The organism is Streptomyces achromogenes (genome assembly GCF_030816715.1).
GTDB classification, from domain to species: domain Bacteria; phylum Actinomycetota; class Actinomycetes; order Streptomycetales; family Streptomycetaceae; genus Streptomyces; species Streptomyces achromogenes_A.
In genome coordinates, this window is record NZ_JAUSYH010000001.1 from 78,874 (window position 1) to 94,574 (window position 15,701).

General features: G+C 68.0%; 12 protein-coding genes and 7 pseudogenes. 11 read left to right on the plus strand and 8 right to left on the minus strand.

What is annotated here, in order from left to right; genetic code table 11:
• The first annotated feature begins 158 nt into the window (after window positions 1-158).
• From QF032_RS00340 to QF032_RS00350, 3 genes and pseudogenes are all read left to right on the plus strand, one after another.
• Window positions 159-877 (plus strand): annotated as a pseudogene (locus QF032_RS00340) (IS6 family transposase).
• 336 nt (window positions 878-1,213) lie between these two features.
• Window positions 1,214-1,525 (plus strand): annotated as a pseudogene (locus QF032_RS00345) (ATP-binding protein); the annotation flags it as partial.
• 92 nt (window positions 1,526-1,617) lie between these two features.
• Window positions 1,618-1,920 (plus strand): YciI family protein, encoded by a 303-nt coding sequence (locus QF032_RS00350; RefSeq protein WP_307054275.1) that lies wholly within the window; start codon window positions 1,618-1,620, stop codon window positions 1,918-1,920.
• Here the strand turns inward: QF032_RS00350 and QF032_RS00355 are convergent.
• On the minus strand, window positions 1,907-2,329 hold the full coding sequence (locus QF032_RS00355; protein ID WP_307054277.1) for an ester cyclase: 423 nt from the start codon (window positions 2,327-2,329) through the stop codon (window positions 1,907-1,909). The genes QF032_RS00350 and QF032_RS00355 overlap by 14 nt on opposite strands.
• A 240-nt stretch (window positions 2,330-2,569) precedes the next feature.
• On the opposite strand from QF032_RS00355, the gene QF032_RS40855 reads away from it, so the two are divergent.
• From QF032_RS40855 to QF032_RS00380, 5 genes and pseudogenes are all read left to right on the plus strand, one after another.
• Window positions 2,570-2,896: a transposase gene (locus QF032_RS40855; RefSeq protein WP_282704309.1), complete on the plus strand. Its 327-nt coding sequence runs from the start codon at window positions 2,570-2,572 to the stop codon at window positions 2,894-2,896.
• Window positions 2,897-2,919: 23 nt separating this feature from the next.
• Complete coding sequence (locus QF032_RS40860) at window positions 2,920-3,417, plus strand: IS3 family transposase (protein WP_307054279.1); 498 nt, start codon at window positions 2,920-2,922, stop codon at window positions 3,415-3,417.
• A 198-nt stretch (window positions 3,418-3,615) separates the two neighbouring features.
• A pseudogene (locus tag QF032_RS00370) lies at window positions 3,616-4,961 on the plus strand (IS30 family transposase).
• A gap of 61 nt (window positions 4,962-5,022) precedes the next feature.
• Window positions 5,023-5,277: pseudogene (locus QF032_RS00375) on the plus strand (integrase core domain-containing protein); the annotation flags it as partial.
• A 531-nt stretch (window positions 5,278-5,808) separates the two neighbouring features.
• Window positions 5,809-6,677 (plus strand): annotated as a pseudogene (locus tag QF032_RS00380) (IS5 family transposase).
• 434 nt (window positions 6,678-7,111) lie between these two features.
• On the opposite strand, the gene QF032_RS00385 reads toward QF032_RS00380, so the two are convergent.
• Window positions 7,112-7,336: a hypothetical protein gene (locus QF032_RS00385; RefSeq protein ID WP_307054281.1), complete on the minus strand. Its 225-nt coding sequence runs from the start codon at window positions 7,334-7,336 to the stop codon at window positions 7,112-7,114.
• A gap of 68 nt (window positions 7,337-7,404) precedes the next feature.
• A complete protein-coding gene (locus tag QF032_RS00390) occupies window positions 7,405-7,641 on the minus strand; it encodes a tetratricopeptide repeat protein (protein ID WP_307054283.1) in 237 nt (78 codons plus the stop codon).
• Window positions 7,642-7,742: 101 nt separating this feature from the next.
• On the opposite strand from QF032_RS00390, the pseudogene QF032_RS40525 reads away from it, so the two are divergent.
• Window positions 7,743-7,877, plus strand: a pseudogene (locus QF032_RS40525) (transposase family protein); the annotation flags it as partial.
• On the opposite strand, the gene QF032_RS00400 reads toward QF032_RS40525, so the two are convergent.
• Together QF032_RS00400 and QF032_RS00405 are read right to left on the minus strand one after the other, a co-directional pair.
• On the minus strand, window positions 7,866-8,402 hold the full coding sequence (locus QF032_RS00400; protein WP_307054285.1) for a DEAD/DEAH box helicase: 537 nt from the start codon (window positions 8,400-8,402) through the stop codon (window positions 7,866-7,868). The pseudogene QF032_RS40525 and the gene QF032_RS00400 sit on opposite strands and share 12 nt — an antisense overlap.
• The gene (locus QF032_RS00405) at window positions 8,359-9,315 is read right to left on the minus strand and encodes an ankyrin repeat domain-containing protein (RefSeq protein WP_307054288.1); all 957 of its coding nucleotides are present in this window, start codon (window positions 9,313-9,315) and stop codon (window positions 8,359-8,361) included. The genes QF032_RS00400 and QF032_RS00405 overlap by 44 nt, the downstream gene beginning before the upstream one ends.
• A 31-nt stretch (window positions 9,316-9,346) precedes the next feature.
• On the opposite strand from QF032_RS00405, the pseudogene QF032_RS00410 reads away from it, so the two are divergent.
• Window positions 9,347-9,505, plus strand: a pseudogene (locus QF032_RS00410) (dihydrofolate reductase family protein); the annotation flags it as partial.
• 422 nt (window positions 9,506-9,927) lie between these two features.
• Here QF032_RS00410 and QF032_RS00415 read toward each other — a convergent pair.
• The 3 genes from QF032_RS00415 to QF032_RS00425 all read right to left on the minus strand — a co-directional run bounded on the left by QF032_RS00415 (window position 9,928) and on the right by QF032_RS00425 (window position 12,315).
• The gene (locus tag QF032_RS00415; protein ID WP_307054290.1) at window positions 9,928-10,530 is read right to left on the minus strand and encodes a dihydrofolate reductase family protein; all 603 of its coding nucleotides are present in this window, start codon (window positions 10,528-10,530) and stop codon (window positions 9,928-9,930) included.
• Window positions 10,527-11,390, minus strand: a complete 864-nt coding sequence (locus tag QF032_RS00420) for a metalloregulator ArsR/SmtB family transcription factor (protein WP_307054293.1) — start codon at window positions 11,388-11,390, stop codon at window positions 10,527-10,529. Before QF032_RS00420 ends, QF032_RS00415 begins: the two co-directional genes overlap by 4 nt.
• A gap of 310 nt (window positions 11,391-11,700) precedes the next feature.
• Entirely contained in the window at window positions 11,701-12,315 is a 615-nt protein-coding gene (locus tag QF032_RS00425) for a DsbA family protein (RefSeq protein ID WP_307054295.1), read from the minus strand.
• A gap of 783 nt (window positions 12,316-13,098) precedes the next feature.
• On the opposite strand from QF032_RS00425, the gene QF032_RS00430 reads away from it, so the two are divergent.
• Window positions 13,099-15,372 (plus strand): catalase, encoded by a 2,274-nt coding sequence (locus QF032_RS00430; RefSeq protein WP_307054297.1) that lies wholly within the window; start codon window positions 13,099-13,101, stop codon window positions 15,370-15,372.
• Window positions 15,373-15,701: the final 329 nt, after the last annotated feature.

Sequence of the window (15,701 nt, forward strand, 5' to 3'; positions counted from 1 at the left end):
TGGGCGCGGTCGTGACGGAGCCCGGAAAGAATCTTGAGTGTTCTGTTAAGAAGGGGGGCACCTCGGGCCTATGAGTAGGCGAAGGCCTCTTCGGGCACTGTCACGTTGGCTGACCGGTGGGATGATCTTCTGGTTGATCAGCCTGGGAAGGGTCGTCCGTGGGGAGCGCGTCGCTGTCGTACAAGGGGCACCGGTACCCGGTCGAGGTCATCTCCCACTGTGTGTGGCTGTACCACCGCTTCCCGCTCAGCTTCCGCGAGGTCGAGGAGCTCATGCTCGAGCGCGGCGTGACGGTCTCCTACGAGACGATCCGCCGCTGGTGCGCCAAGTTCGGGCAGGCCTACGCAGGCGCGCTGCGCCGCCGACAGCCCCAGCCCAGGGACAAGTGGCACCTGGACGAGATCTTCATCAAGATCAATGGGGAACGGAAGTACCTGTGGCGGGCCGTCGACCAGGATGGCAACGTCCTGGACATCCTGGTGCAGAACCGGCGGGGCAAGGCCGCGGCCAGGCGTTTCTTCCGCAGACTTTTGAAGAGGACCGGGGTGGTGCCGCGGGTCATCGTCACTGACAAGCTCCGCTCCTACGGCGCTGCCCGCCGCGAGGTCATGCCTGCGTCGAGCACCGCCAGTCGAAGTACCTGAACAACCGGGCGGAGAACAGCCACCAACCCACCAGGCGGCGGGAACGGGCGATGAAGGGCTTCCGCTCCGTGGGCGGAGCACAGCGGTTCCTCTCCGCGTTCAGCGGCATCTCGCCCCACTTCCGGCCCCGCCGCCACCTGATGCCCGCACACCACTACCGCGCCGAGATGACCGTCCGCTTCGCAATCTGGGAGCAGATCACCGGCGTCGCCGGCCTTGCCACCGCGGCCTGAGCACAGGCCCAGCTCCCAAGCCCACCCTGTCCCGACGCGCCGTCAGGCAGTCACAGCCAACAACGTGACAACGCCGTCCACGCAGCTACCACCTGGGAACCCCGCTTTGCGCGAAGCACCGGCCGATGCTCCTGTCGACACCCCCTGGGTGGGACAGCCCTTCCGACCGAAGTGCTCTCGAATCGAGCCGGTTCCGCCTCGGTCCAGCAGGGTGAGGCGAACCTGAGGACGCCGGTACCGCCGGCGCCACCGTCACAGTAGGCCGCCGGGTCCGTGGAGTTGAGGAAGACCGCGTTCGGGTCGACGTCGATGCCCTGGTACGGCGCTCCGGCAAGGGACAAGCGCATGCGCGAACTCACTCGCCCCGACCTGCTCATCCTCGACGACTTCGCCATGCGTCAGATGAGCGCACCGCAGGCCGACGACCTCTACGAACTCGTCTCCGAACGGCAGGGCCGGTCCCTGATCATCACCAGCAACCGGGCACCCAGCGACTGGTATCCCCTCGCCCCCAACCCGGTCGTCGCCGAGTCGCTGCTGGACCGGCTGATCAACGCCAGCCACCAGGTCATCATGAACGGCCCCAGTTACCGCCCCAACAAGCGGCCCCGGAACACGACCGGCTCCTCCGATCCGCCGCCGTGGTAGCCGCATACCAGCCTCCGCCGGATCCGCGGGTCCCGCCCGAACGGAACGCGGTGGCATGATCCTGTCCGGTCACGACTCAACTGGAGAGGGTCATGCTGCATCTACTGACACTGCACTACACGGCCACGGAACAAGAGGCGGATCCCTTCATCCGCGACCACGTCGCGTATCTGGAACGACACCACGAGGACGGCACCTTCCTGGTCTCTGGACAGACCATCCCCACCTCGATCGGCGGCGTGATCATCGCGCATGGCGTTGATCGCCCGGCCATCGAACGGATCGTGGCGCAGGACCCCTTCGTCCTCAACAACGTTGCCGAGTACACCATCACGACCATTGCCCCTGGGCGAGTGCACCCCGGCTTGAGCCCCATCCTGACTATGGACCGTTGACATTCCCCGGCCCCATCGCCCATTCCGCCCACACTCCCAGAGAAGGCTGAGCGCTGAGCTCATCGGTCCGGGGCGGCAGAGTGAAGAAAGGCCCCCACAGCTCGGCGATGCGCCCGTCCCGCACCCGGAAGATCTCCATCATCGAGGGGAGAGGGAGAGCCTGTCCCTCAGCTTCCGCCGGGATGCCATGCAGGCTCGTACGGACTGCGGCTCTGTCTGCCTCCACGAGCATGTCCTCGACGATGACCTGCATGTCCGGGAACGAGGCATGGAGCCCGCTCCACGCCTTCACAACGCTGTCGACGCCAACGGTCCCCAACGGGTGGCTCACGAAGTCGGCGGAGAAGATCGTCGTTGCCGCGCTGAGGTCACGGGCGTTGAACGCCTCGTCAGCGTTCTCGAAGAGCACACAGCCAACGACGACGTACCCGCCGAGACGGAACGCCGTCTCGCTGACATCGCGGCCTCAAATGACTCCGTGGGCGCGCCGGCTCGAGCTTGGTCAGTCAGAAGAGCCGAACGAGGCCGACATCAGCTTCAAGAAACTCAGCGTGGTCATCCGGCCGCCCCAGGACCGTCTCCCTCAGGAACGCGTTGGCTGAACCGCTCCGGGTCTGATGGAGGCTCGATTCCCTGAGAGGATCGAGTCATGGCACGTCCGTCCCCCTACCCTGCTGAGCTTCGTGAGCGTGCGGTGCGCATGGTCACGGAGATCCGTCCGAACTACCCGACCGAGTGGGCCGCGATGAAGGCTGTCGCGGCGAAGCTGGGGATCGGCGCGGCGGAGACGGTGCGGACCTGGGTCCGCAAAGCTGAGGTAGACGCCGGTCAGCGACCCGGTGTCACGTCCGAGGAAGCTGCTGAGATCAAGCGGCTGCGGGCCGAGAATGCCGAGCTGCGGCGGGCGAACGAGATCTTGAAGGCGGCGTCGGCTTTCTTCGCGGCCGAGCTCGACCGGCCGTCGAAACGCTCGTAGCGTTCATCGACGAGTACCGCCAGGTGTTCGGAGTCGAGCCGATCTGCCGTGTCCTGTCCGGTCACGGGCTCAAGATCGTAACGAGCACCTACTACGCCGCCAAGAACCGCACCCCCAGCACCCGGGCCGTCCGTGACGCCGAGCTGAAGACGCACATCAGCGTCTACGGGGTGTGGAAGGTCTGGCGGCAGCTGCACCGCGAAGGCATACCGGTGGCTCGCTGCACAGTCGCCCGGCTGATGCGCGACCTCGGCCTCGAGGGCGCCCGACGCGGGAAGAAGATCCGCACCACCATCCGGGACGACGGCCAGGAGCGGGCTGCTGACCTGCTCAGGCGCGACTTCACCGCGTCTGGTCCGAACGAGCGTTGGGTGGCCGACTTCACCTATGTCGCCACCTGGTCCGGGATCGTCTACGTCGCGTTCGTCGTGGATGTGTTCTCCCGGGCGATCGTCGGCTGGTCCGCCTCTACCAACAAGCGGGCCAAGCTCGTCCTGGACGCCCTCGACATGGCACTGTAGCGCCGGGATCGTGCCGGAACTCCCGCTGGTCCAGGGCTGGTTCATCATTCGGATGCGGGCAGCCAGGGTGGATTCAACTGGTCGTCGCAACACCCTGATCTCGGAGGTGTGCGACGTGGCTACGGCGGACTGGAGTTTGAAGACCAGCCGGAGGGGCGGCGTCGGCAGTGGCGCGCTGACCGTGCGTTGCGGCCGGCGATGCGTTCGCCGGGGCGGCCTGATCCGTCTCGGGTCGTGCAGCGCCAGTTCTGGCGACTGATCGCCACGGGGGTCACGACGGTGGAGGCGTCGTTGGCGGTCGGCGTGTCGTGGCCGGTGGGTGCGAGGTGGTTTCGTCACGCTGGCGGCATGCCGATCTCGTTGGCCGAGCCCACGGGCCGGTACCTCACGTTCGAAGAGCGCGAGGAGATCGCGATCCTCAGGGCGATGAGCAAGGGCGTGCGCGAGATCGCCCGCGCCCTGGGGCGTGACCCCGGAACGATCTCTCGCGAACTGCGCCGCAACGCCGCCACGCGCAGCGGCAAGCAGGAGTACCGCGCGACGGTCGCCCAGTGGAAAGCACAGCAGGCCGCCAAGCGGCCGAAGACCGCGAAGCTCACAGGCAACGACAGGTTGCGTGAGTACGTGCAGGACCGGCTCGCCGACAGCATCCGCCGCCCCGACAACACGATCGTCCCCGGACCCAGGACGCCCGCATGGAAGGGGCTGAACAAGCCACACCGGCAGGACAGACGATGGGCGACGGCATGGAGCCCGGAGCAGATCTCGCACCGTCTCCATGCCGACTTCCCCGATGATGAGTCCATGCGCATCAGCCACGAAGCGATCTACCAGGCGCTGTTCATCGAGGGCCGTGGCGCGCTCAAGCGGGAGCTGGTCACGTGTCTGCGTACCGGCCGGGCGCTGCGGACTCCCCGTGCACGGTCGCAGAACAAACCGCAGGGGCATGTCACCGCGGACGTCGTCCTCAGCGAACGCCCCGCCGAGGCCACGGACCGCGCGGTCCCCGGACACTGGGAAGGCGATTTGATCATCGGGACGGGCCGCTCCGCGATCGGCACGCTCGTCGAGCGCAGCAGCCGCTCCACGCTCCTGGTGCACCTGCCCCGGCTCGAGGGCTGGGGCGAGAAGCCGCCCGTGAAGAACGGCCCCTCGCTCGGGGGCTATGGCGCGATCGCGATGAACACAGCGCTCACCACGTCGATGACGCAATTGCCTGAGCAGCTACGCAAAACCCTCACCTGGGACCGCGGGAAGGAACTCTCCGCTCATGCCCAGTTCGCCCTCGATACCGGGACGAAGGTGTTCTTCGCCGATCCGCACTCGCCCCGGCAACGACCGACGAACGAGAACACGAACGGGCTGCTGCGCCAGTACTTCCCGAAGGGCACCGATCTCTCCCGCTGGTCGTTCACGGACTCGAAGCCGTCGCCATGGCGATCAACAACCGGCCCCGCAAAGTCCTGGGTTGGCGGACGCCGACCGAGGTCTTCGAAGAACAGCTACGCTCGCTGCAACAGCCCGGTGTTGCAACGACTGGTTGAACTCGCCCAGTACACGTCGTTCGCGTTCACCGCTCATCTCCTCGAGGCCGGCATCGATGCTTCGATCGGCACCGTCGGCGACGCCCTGGACAACGCGCTCATGGAGTCCCAGATCGGCCTCTACAAGACGGAGTTGATCAAGCCCCGTCGGCCCTGGCACGGCCTGGCCGACGTCGAACTCGCCACCGCGGAATGGGTCGACTGGTTCAACAACCAGCGCCTCCACTCCGCGATCGGAGACGTCCCGCCACGCGAACACGAGACCAACCACTACGCTCAACACCAGCCCCAACCGGTGGCTGGAGTCAACGCATAGAGCCTCCACCGATCCCGGAGCGGTTCAATGTCCTTCATCGGGCGGCAGGTCAAGAGGACAGCTCTCTGGGCTGTGTGCTGGCAGGCATGAGCCCGGCTTGCAGGAGCGAGGCGCCGGTCGTGGCTGCGGACTGGACGGCCACCCACAGGACGGCCACCCACGGGCCGGGCGGCGAGTCGACGAGGTGTCCTGTGGTCATCGTGGCCCACACGTATGCGCTGATGATGATCGCTAAATGGTTACCGCGGACTCTGGCCAGTCTGAGGCTCGCCCACAGAGCGAAGGGCTGGAATACGATGCCTGCCGCGTTGGCTGCCCAGTAATAGGGGACTCCCGCGAGAGGGTTGCGTGCACTGTCGGCTTCGGTAGCACCGTCGATCAGCGTATACATACCGCGGAACAGCCACCATCCGACGAGCGTGGCCGCAACAGCCCCGGAGCTCCCAGGATGCCCGGCTTCCCAGGCTGCGTGCTTCCGTCGTCATTGCTGTGCGCCTGGGCGCACTCGTTGAGCGGCGGTACGCCGGAGGCATGCCAAGCCGACGTCCTTATCCAAGTGATCTGTCCGATGCCCGCTGGGAGTTGGTCGAGCCGGTCCTGGCGGCCTGGCGCTTCGAGCGCCGTGGCAGGGCCCTGGACTTCGGCCGGCCGCCGGAACACGACCTGCGCGACATCATGGACGCGATCTTGTATGTGGACCGCACCGGCGTCCAGTGGCGCTACCTCCCGCACGACTTCCCGCACTGGAACACGGTCTACGGCTACTTCGCCAGGTGGCAGCAGGAAGGCGTATTCGCCCAGCTCAACGGCCTGCTCAGGCAACTCTTACGACAGAAGGAAGGCCGGGAGGCCGAACCGTCGGCCTGCGTGATCGACGCGCAGAGCGTGAAAACCTCCACCAGCGTGCTCGCCACCAGCCAGGCATCGATGCCGGCAAGAAGATCGTCGGACGGAAACGGAGCATCGTCACCGACACCATCGGCCTTGTGCTCGCCGTGCTGGTCACCGCGGCAAGCGTGCAGGACTCCATCGCCGGCACCCAGCTCCTGGACCAGGTCGCCGCCGCACATCCCAGCATCCGCAAAGCGTGGGTCGACGGCGGCTACCGCCAGCACCTCGTCGAGCACGCAGCCACCCTCGGCATCGACATGGAAATCACTCAACGCAAGCCCGGCACCAAGGGGTTCGTCCCGATCTCGAAGCGGTGGGTGGTCGAGCGGACCTACGGCTGGCTCATGCTCCACCGCCGACTGGCCCGCGACTACGAAACCCACCCGCACCGATCCGAAGCCATGATCCACATCGCCATGACCGACCTCATGGCCCGCCGCCTCACCAGCGAGAACACCATCTCCTGGCGCGACCCGGAACCGCAGACCAAACAGCAGATTCCGGGATGAAACAACGGGAGAAAACGACCTCTAAGACCCTGTCGATACGGGACATGTAGGCCCCCTGCGTCCACGTCCCCGCTTCGGCGCCGGGTATTGCACAGCCCGGGACGCGGAGCCGTCCAGACCACCGGCACCTCCCAAGGCGGCCGGATGCCAGACGGTGTCGACGATGCCGTCACAGTGCTGCCACAGGTGGTGGCCACACGTCAGAAGGCGGCTGGCCATGGCTGGGCCTGGACCGGGACCTTGGCCCGGTCAGGCAGAGCGTGTTCAACCTCGCCGGCGCGGCCTGGTGAAGCTCGTGGGCCCATAGGACCATGCGGAGCCCTCGGCGTCGGAGGGCCGCACCCTGCGGTGGACGGCGCGGTCGCCCCCGTACGGCCGGCCGACACGGCGGCCGCCCGGCACCCCGCCCGGCACGCAGCCGCTCCCGCAGGGGCTCAGACGGCACTCCACTGACGCGCACGCCCACCGCGCCACTCGATCCACCGGTCGTCATCCAGAATGCTGTCGGGATTTTGGACACCCGCGCCCTCGAGGAACACCACCAGATCGTGATCGCTGAAGGCAGCGCCGAGGGTCTCGTCTCGGCCCCGCCAGTGCACGGAGACCCTCCGGCCGCCCGTGCTGGAGGGCGGGTGCACGACGATCGACGCGCTGCTCACCCTTCGCGGCGTGCCCCCGGCAAGCCCACCCGGCGACCCCGGTGCGGCCGTCGCAGCCGAGAACACCATCACCCGACGTCCTGCGTCCTCCCTCCTTCTCTACGCCACGAGGCGAGGTGGGTCCGGACGGAGGGAGTGCGGGGGTCGTCCTCGCCCACCATCCGCACCATGTGATCCAGAATGTCGGCGTACTCCTGCGCGGCACCGGCCGCATCCCCCGTCTGCCCCCGCCAACTCGCGCGGTTGCCCCGGACGGTGAGGGTGGAGGGGTGGTCCTCACCCAGCACCTGCACCGCGTGCCTCATCAGGCCGTCGAATTCCTGCGTGGCCCCCGCCGTGTCCCCCGCCCGCCCGCGCCATAGGGCGAGGTCGCTCCGGGCGGTGAGGGTGTGGGGGTGGTCCTCGCCCCGACGTGGAAGTGCTCCTGGACGACGGCTACCTCGGCCTCAGGCGTGACCACCCCGGCCAGGCGGTCACGCCACCAAGAAAAGCGAACAAAATCAGCCCACCCGAGGTCCACGAAGCCCGCTTACGAGCCCGCCCCCGTGTTCTGCGTTTCCTCGATCTTGTTCACGGAGTCGTAGGTGCAGATCACCGTCAAAGCGGGGATCTGGTCCTCACCCTGGCCCATCACCGACGCCAGCCCGCCCAGCGCGTACGGGTCGGTGGTCGACATGACGCGGGCCGCGACCAGGTCGTCCCAGCCGCTGGTGCCCAGGGCGGAGACGATCACCATGTGCTCCAGGTGGCCGTCCCGCCGCCACGCCAGCGCGGTCTGCGCGGCCAGGTCCAGGGTGGGCACCACGAACAGCACCAGCCGCGCGCCGAGTTCGTCCGCCGTTCGGATCGACACCAGCGTCTTGCCGGTGCCCGTCGCCGACACGAACAGACCCCGCTTCCCGGCGCGCCGCAGATGCCGTACCAGCCGCTTGACCGCCTCCGCCTGGTCGGGAAAGAGCCGCGCGCGCTCAGGGCGGCCGGGCGCGGCAGTTCCACCACAGTCATGACAGCTCTTCTCTGAGTCAGTGACTCCAGTAGTCGCGGCGGGGCAGTTCGACCCACACATCGGGCGGTCCGGCCACGGCGCGCCTGTCGGTCGGACGCAGTCCTGCGAAGGCGCAGGCGTAGGCGACGGCGTTGTGCTGGTAGAGGTACGAGGCCAGCACCTCCGCGGAGGTGTCGTCCTCGTCCGGTCCCCCGCCCGGGTGCAGGTCTGAGCCCTCGATCGTTCCATGACGGGCGATGCTGCCCTGATGGCCGCTCTTGGGATTGGCGTAGAGGCCGTAGCAAAGGGTGCCGTCGGACAACCGGGCCAGCACGCCCGGCATCTGCGGCGCGTATGCCCAGGGCTGGGTGACGACGCAGCCGCCCGGCACGGACGTCACGCCGATGATCTGCAGGCTCTCGTCCATGTCGTACGCGTAGGGGTCCTCCAGCAGCTCGTCGATGAGTTCGCCGTCCACCGGCGTCGCCTTGAGACGGCGCACCGCCTCGGCCGCGTCGATACCGGCCACGCAGGCCAGGCCCGTGCCGTCGTAGTAGAACTCGCCCAATGCCGTGGTGAGCCGATGGGCCTCCTGCGCTGCCGCCCGCTCGGTGTCGGTCAGGGATACCCCTTCCGGTACCGGAAACAGCTCCGACGTCGGTCCGGCCAGGCTCAGCCGCCCCGGTGACCAGCCACCGAGCGACAGCCGCCAGGGATCGGCCCCGGCGGCGGAGAGCGCTCGTGCGTTCTCCGGCTTCCTGCACATGACGGCTTCCCACAGTGCCGTCACCCCGTTCTCCAGCGCGTCCACATCCGCAACCCGGCGGGCCAGTTCCGCAACGGCCTCCGGGGAGCCGAACGCCGCTGCCCGATGCAGGGGCCTACCCCCGCTCCATCTCTCCGGATCGGCTCCTTCGTCGAGGCGCCGGCGGATGTCCTCGGCATCCGTCCAGTCCCAGCCCATGCCAGCCCAGCCGTCACTCTCTGCTGCCACCGCTCCCCCTCTACTTCGCGCGCTCTCACCAATGCTCGGCCGCAAGACGTACGACGGCTTCGCGTCGTACTGGCCGACCACCGAGTCGGCAACCCGTTCACCCACCGGATGAACAGCATGCACAAGCACGTGGCCTCTCGGACCCTGACGTCCGTCGAGTGGCAGAACTCCACGCTGCTCCAGGGCGACACCGTCGAGGTGGTACGCAAGCCGCAGCCAAGCCTGGGGCCGGCCTGGCCAGCGGCAGGCAGGGGGACGCAATCCAGTGGCCGCCTCCTTCGCGACGTCCCTGGTCGCTGAAATGACACGCGATTGCAGTCGCACGCGAGTTCGCGATTTCAGGCAGCAGCCCCCAGCGAAGTGGGGAGGCGAGCCAGCAAAGAATGGGCTGAGCCGCAGGAGAGCATGGCATGACGGTCGCTGACACCGTGCGAGTCCGCTCGCGCCGGTGATCCCGATCAACCCCTCAAACTGACCACAGGCGGCTGTTCATGTCGAGGGTGAACGAGCCATGGGGGTTGACGTGCGCCCAGAACAGCAGCGACAGGGCGCGGCGGTCTTCGTCCAGTGAAACTTGGCCGCCCGCGTGGGATCGCGCGACGGCCTTAAGGGTCAGCGGAGCCGGTCGTAGACCAGGGCCATCTCGCCGAGGTCGCCGGTCTCCTGGTGGGTGAGCTTCCACTTCGAGGCGGGGAGGCCGTCGTCGAACAGGCGCAGGCCGCCGCCGGCGATCTCGGGGATGACGATGAGGTACAGCCGGTCGATCAGGTCGGCCGACAGCAGCGCTTTGGTGAGGCTCGGGCTGGTGTTGACGAGGATGTCGCCCTCGCCGTCGGCTTTGAGGTCGGCGACGACGTCGGTGACGGGGCCGTTGGCGATGCGGGCGTGCTCCCACGGCGCTTGGGTCAGGGTGGTCGACAGGACGACCTTGTCGGTGTCGACCAGCCACTTGGCGTATTCGCGGTCGCGGGGGTCGGCGTTGTCGTCAGCGGCGACGGAGGGCCAGAACGCGAGGAATCCTTCGGCGAGGACCCGGCCGAGGAGCGCGGTGGTGGCGTTCTCGCGCATGCGGGTCATCTGGTCGCGGGAGACGTCGGAGGTGGCGTAGGCGGCGAACGCGGCGAAATCGGCGGGGCCGCCGGCACCGTGGTAGCGGCCGTCGAGGCTGATGACCAGGTTGGCGGTCACCTTGCGTCCGGTGGTCTGCTCGGTCATGTCGTGCTCCTTGTGTCAGGGTCGTGCTCGGTGAATTCGGTGGTGTGGGGAGCGGCTGCCACGAGGGCGGCGAGCCGGTCGAGGGACTGGCCGAAGCCGATCTCGATGCCGGCGACGAAGTCTGCGGACTCGACGGTGCTGTCGGTGATCCGGTAGAGGACTTCGAGGTCGGTGCCGTTTGTGGCAGGCCGGAGATCGAAGACGAGATGGCCGGTGAAGGCGAGGCCGCCGTCGGGCAGGAAGGGGGAGAGCCGGTAGGCCAGGCGTTCGGCGGGCCGGACCTCCTCGACGGCGCCCCGGGCGCGTCCGACGACCGCGGCGGAGTCGTCGGCGTCCTCGTCCTCCCGGTACTCCAGGACGATCCGCCCGCCCGGCCGGGCCTCGAACACGAGCTCCGAGACACGCAGGCCGTCCGGCGCCCACCAGCGAGCGGCCAGCGAGTCCTCGGTCAGGTGCCGCCAGACCGTATCGGGTCGCGCGGCCAGTGACCGCCGGAAGGCGAACGAGCGGCCGTCGGCCCAGCCGGGCTCCTGCGCTGCTGATCGTTCGGCGTCCAGGTCGAGCCCGTAGCGGTCGTAGGTCTCGCGCGTGCCGGCCTCGTCGGCGGCGTCGGCTAGCCGGTTGAGAGCCGTGGCGAGGTCTCGCAGAGGAATGGGCTGGAGGGCGTAGACGCGGCGCTGGCCGGTGCGCTGGGAGGTCACGACACCGGCACGCTCGAGGGCCTGCAGATGCTTGGTCGTCTGCGGCTGCCGCGCCCCGGCGAGCTGGGCCAGGACCCCGACCGAGCGGGGCCGCTCGGCCAGCAGTGCCACGAGCCGCCAGCGGGCCGGGTCGGCCAGCGCGGAGAGAAGTGCGTCCATGAGAAGAAGTATTCTCTACCTAGAATATTCGTGTCAAGGAATATTCTAGCCGCCGAGGCCCGAAAAAAAGAGGACCTGGCCGGTTCCTTGTAGTGGCAGGGCACCGTATACGGGTCACGGCCAACCGACGGCTGCGGAAGCGCCGTTCTTCCTTGCCGAGCCGCTTGAGCCGGCGGCGCGTGGCCCGGGGTCTACAGAGTGGTGTCCTCCCACGCTCCGGGCTGGTCGTAGATCTTCTGCAGCAGCTCGGCGAAGTCGTCGCTCTCCAGGAGCAGGCCGTTGTGTTGCAGCGGGATCCGCTTGCCGTTGATCAGCGCGGTGGGTTTACCGGGGCCTCGGGCTCCCGTGCTCCCCCGGCCCTCTCGTAGGCTTTCTGGGAGTCGGTAACGAAGCCGCGGTACTTCATGGACCTCACAGCCGCATCGAACTCCGGGCCGCCCAGACCCTTGACCTTGCCGGCCAGTTGAAGCAGGTAGGCATCCGTGTGGCCGTCGGTGCTCTCCTCGGGCTGGTTGGCGTAAAGCACCTCGTGGTACTCCACGAACTTGCCTTCCTCCAGCGCGGCCCGCAGCGCGTTGACCGCCTTCTTCGACCCGGTGCCGCCGACCCGGTCGTCCAGGAAGGAAGCGAGGGTGTACTCGGCTCCGACCCTGCGGTCGAGCATCGCTTCCCGCAGTTGCGGACCGCCGCCGGCGGTCTCGAACTCCTCGCAGTACGGACAGCGGGGATCCTCATGCAGGTGCACGGTCACCGGCGTCTCGGGATCGCCGACCGTGAGGGTGGTGCAGTCCGCATCGAGTTTCTCCGGCAGTTCCTCTGCGCTCGCGAGGTCAGGCCCGTACCGCGCATGTCGCTGCCCACACCCCACCAACATCAGCACTGCGGCCGCGCACACCCCAACCCCCCCCCACCCCTTACGCACCATGCGTCATCCTCTCCCCTTGAGAACAGCGCGAACTCAGATCATCCGTACGACAACCGCACCAGGAATACCCCTCACCAGGCCCCCCGGGGGTGCTCTGCTGGCGCAGTCTCCGTCCGTGTGTCTGGTGTGGCTACGCAGCGAGGGTGGTGGTTTCCCTGCTCCGGTCGTCGCGGCCCATCAGGCGGCGCTCACAGAGGAGCCAAGTCGCTTCCACGGCCCGATGTAGGGGACGCCGGGCGAGGTGGAGCTCGGACAGAGGTGTGGGCGGGGACGGGCACGCGCCCGCTCCTCGCCCCTGCCCATGTGCCGTCCGCGTCCACCAGGATCTGCAGCGCTGGCCGCCCGTTGCGACCGCCGAGCGCGCCTCGGGCGCGCACCCCGAGCGTGCATCGCGCGTACCAGACGCGTGCATCGTGCATACCCGCCGCCCGGCAAAATGCGTCCCAACATCGGCGATGCGATCCCCGGTGACACGGTCGGCCCCCGGCATCCCGCGCGCCCGCCGGCGGGCCGGCTCTGGACGCTGCCTTGATCGGGCCGGAGTCAGCTCGCCCAGCCGTCCAAGCATCGGCCTTGGCCAACGTTGATCCGTTTGCGTTGCCCGAAATTGCAGACAGAACTGTCGACGGTTTCCACCACCGGTGGAGGGTACCTGCGCTGTCGTGACCGGCCACGGTGGAAAGCGAGGAGTTGCGTCGTCGGGCGGATGTCAATGGTCCGCCCGTTACGGCCGCGGCTGCGGCGGTCATGACTGTGGGGTCCCGTCCCTAGCCTGGAGGAACGATGTCCAACTCTAATCCGCTCAAAGCTGCCGCTGCGAAGCTGACCGAGGCTTTGAGCGACGGCGGTCCCGCCGAGGGTGTTCCCGGCGCTCCCTCCCCCGAACCTGTGGCGCTGGAGGAGGCCACCGAACCGCGTGAGCCGCTGCCGCCGAAGTCCGACCAGGGCGCCCCTGAAACGGTCAGCCCAACGGGCCAGCCGACCGGCGCGGAGCCCGCCCGCAAGGCCCAAAGCGGCGCCTACCTGACCACCGCGCAAGGGACCCGGCTGTACGACACCGACCACTCACTCAAGGTGGGGCCCCGGGGGCCCGTGCTATTGCAGGATCACCACCTACGCGAAAAGATCATGCACTTCGATCACGAGCGCATCCCCGAGCGTGTGGTCCATGCCCGCGGCTCCGCGGCTCACGGCGTCTTCCAGGCGTACGGCACCGCAGAGAACGTCACGCGCGCGGCGTTTCTGCGCAAGGGCACCGAGACCCCCGTCTTCGTCCGGTTCTCCACCGTGCTCGGCTCCCGCGGCTCCGCCGACACGGTGCGTGACACCCGTGGGTTCGCCACCAAGTTCTACACGGAGGAGGGGGTCTTCGACCTCGTCGGCAACAACATTCCGGTCTTCTTCATCCAGGACGCCATCAAGTTCCCCGACGTCATCCACGCGGGGAAACCGCACCCGGACCGAGAGATCCCGCAGGCGCAGAGCGCCCACGACACCTTCTGGGACTTCGTCTCGCTGCACACCGAAGCCCAGCACCACACCATGTGGAACATGTCCGACCGGGGCATCCCACGCTCTTACCGGACCATGGAGGGCTTCGGCGTCCACACGTTCCGCCTCGTCGACGCGGCGGGCGGCACGACGCTGGTGAAGTTCCACTGGAAGCCGAAGCTCGGGGTGCACTCCCAGGTGTGGGAGGAAGCCCAGATCGCAGGCGGCGTCGACCCCGACTTCCACCGCCGCGACCTCGCCGACGCGATCGAAGCCGGTGCCTACCCGCAGTGGGAGCTGGGCATCCAGACCTTCCCGGACACTCCGGAGCAGACCTTCGAGGGCATCGACCTGCTCGACCCGACCAAGATCGTCCCCGAAGAGCTAGCCCCAGTCCAGCCGATCGGCCTGCTCACGCTCAACCGCAACCCCAGCAACTTCTTCGCTGAGACAGAGCAGGTCGCCTTCCACGTGGGGCACTTGGTGCCGGGTATCGATGTCACCGATGACCCGCTGCTGGCGGGGCGGCTCTTCTCCTACCTGGACACCCAGATCACACGTCTGGCAGGACCCAACTTCAACCAGATCCCGATCAACCGACCGCACGCGCCCGTCAACGACATGCTGCGCGATGGCTTCCACCAGCAGGCCGTACACACCGGCGTAGCACCCTATAAGCCGAACTCGCTGGACGGAGGCTGCCCGTTCTTCGCCGGAGCCGACACGGGCGCCTTCGTCGAGTCACCCGTCGAGGTACCGGCCAGCCGCAAAAGCCGCGAAGCCCCCGCCAGCTTCGCCGACCACTTCAGCCAGCCACGGCTGTTCTGGCTGAGCATGTCCCCGGTCGAACGCGAGCACATCATCGCCGCCTACACCTTCGAACTCGGCAAGTGCTGGAGCAACACCATCAAGGAACGACAGCTGAAGGCGCTGGCCAACATCGACGCCGAGCTGTGCGCCCGGGTCGCACAGGGCCTCGGCCTGCCCACCCCAGAGGCCAGCCAGCCGCTCGCCGACGTGCAGCCGAGCCCCGCGCTGTCCCAGATCGGCCAGGAGTGGCCTCCGGACGGCCGCATTATCGGCATCATCACCGACGGGGCTGCGGACCCTGAGGGCGTGCGCGCACTGCGCCAGACCGTCCTTGACTCGCATATGGTCCCCTTGGTCATCGCACCCGCCGGCGGGAAAGTCGGCACAGGCGCCGAGGCGATCACCGTCCAACGGACCTTCGCCACCGCCCGCTCGGTCGAGTTCGACGCCCTCGTCCTTGCCGGCGTTCCCGCCCCGGGCGGCGACTCCTACGGCGCCCGAGACGCCAAGGCCGTAGAGCCGGGACAGAGGCAGACGGGGCTCGACCCCCGCCTGCTGTTGCTGGCCTCCGAAGCGTTCCGGCACGCCAAGGCAATCGGCGGCTGGGCGGGTGCAGAAGCCGTCCTGGAAGCGGCCGGGGTACCCGCAAGTGCCCCCGGAGTGGTACTCGCCGACAGCGGCGAAGCGGTACTGACCGAAATCATCCCGCTGCTGGCACGGCACCGGGTCTGGGACCGCTTCCCCACCACCGTCTGACCCTCCCAGCGCACCAGGGCCCTGCCTCTTCAGGCGGGGCCCTCGAGGAGGGCAGCTGACATCGTGCTCGCCGCGTGCACTGCATAGCAAAAAAGCGAATGCTGATGCCGTCACGGGGATACGTACACGGCATCAGCACTACACACAGAGTGTGGCAGGGGCTCCTCGTGCCCGAAAGGTGCCCCATGCGCCAAGCACCGCGCGCTGCCTCACCACCTCGAGGTCCGAAGTCAGCGCTGGCCGAGGTTTCGGGTTTCCTCGACCAGCGCTGTCGCCGTTCCGTGAACCGTGACCCCTATCGGCCGATGACAAGTGACCCCTTCCGTGAT

Coding starts and splice junctions, on each gene's coding strand:
- QF032_RS00420 (WP_307054293.1), bottom strand. CDS start 11,390: ATGGACGCACTTCTCTCCGCGCTGGCCGACCCGGCCCGCTGGCGGCTC.
- QF032_RS00390 (WP_307054283.1), bottom strand. CDS start 7,641: ATGAGGCACGCGGTGCAGGTGCTGGGTGAGGACCACCCCTCCACCCTC.
- QF032_RS00415 (WP_307054290.1), bottom strand. CDS start 10,530: ATGACCGAGCAGACCACCGGACGCAAGGTGACCGCCAACCTGGTCATC.
- QF032_RS40855 (WP_282704309.1), top strand. CDS start 2,570: ATGGCACGTCCGTCCCCCTACCCTGCTGAGCTTCGTGAGCGTGCGGTG.
- QF032_RS00400 (WP_307054285.1), bottom strand. CDS start 8,402: ATGTGTGGGTCGAACTGCCCCGCCGCGACTACTGGAGTCACTGACTCA.
- QF032_RS00350 (WP_307054275.1), top strand. CDS start 1,618: ATGCTGCATCTACTGACACTGCACTACACGGCCACGGAACAAGAGGCG.
- QF032_RS00425 (WP_307054295.1), bottom strand. CDS start 12,315: ATGGTGCGTAAGGGGTGGGGGGGGGTTGGGGTGTGCGCGGCCGCAGTG.
- QF032_RS00430 (WP_307054297.1), top strand. CDS start 13,099: ATGTCCAACTCTAATCCGCTCAAAGCTGCCGCTGCGAAGCTGACCGAG.